The sequence below is a fragment of the Rhodoplanes sp. SY1 genome (assembly GCF_046000175.1).
GTDB lineage: Bacteria > Pseudomonadota > Alphaproteobacteria > Rhizobiales > Xanthobacteraceae > Rhodoplanes.
The window spans coordinates 1-488 of the sequence record NZ_JBEOMB010000546.1 but is presented as its reverse complement, the minus strand read 5'-3'; the positions used below and the strand labels follow the sequence as shown (position 1 = coordinate 488).

At 70.3% G+C, this 488-nt stretch carries 1 protein-coding gene; it reads left to right on the top strand.

Features of this window, described 5'->3' with window-relative positions:
• On the top strand, positions 1–386 hold a 386-nt coding region (locus ABTU92_RS30855), incomplete at its 5' end, for a hypothetical protein (RefSeq protein WP_408095324.1).
• Positions 387–488: the final 102 nt, after the last annotated feature.

The window sequence follows — 488 nt, the reverse complement described above, 5'->3', positions numbered from 1 at the left end:
GCGCATCGGCGCGGCTGCTGGATTGGACGCAGCTCGATCCGGCGGCCAGGCGTGCGCAGGTCGACACCGCCGTCGCCATCGCGGCGGGCAAGCTCGAGCGCACGATCGGGAAGACCTGGGAACCGGCGACTCCGCTGCCGGCCGCCGTGGCGATCTGGATCAGCGACATTCGTCACCAGGGACGCGGCGGAACCAAGGAGAAGCCGGTCATGGAGTTCATCCGGGAGGCCTTGAACAGCGGCGATCCGGAGGCACGCCTGAAGCAGGCGCCCGGCACGGCCGATTCCCGGATCGGTGCGGTCACCCGTGGGCTGGCGGATCTCAAGCAGGCCGGCTTTCTCGATGCGACCGTGTATGTCGGCGGGAGGTTCGTCCGGAAGGCGTGACCAAGTCGCCTGTCGAGGCGCCCCCACGCGGCGGCAGCGCCGCGTGCCGCGCTCAGCCCGCCATCGCCTCCTCGTATTCGGAGGACAGCGTCAGCCACTCGT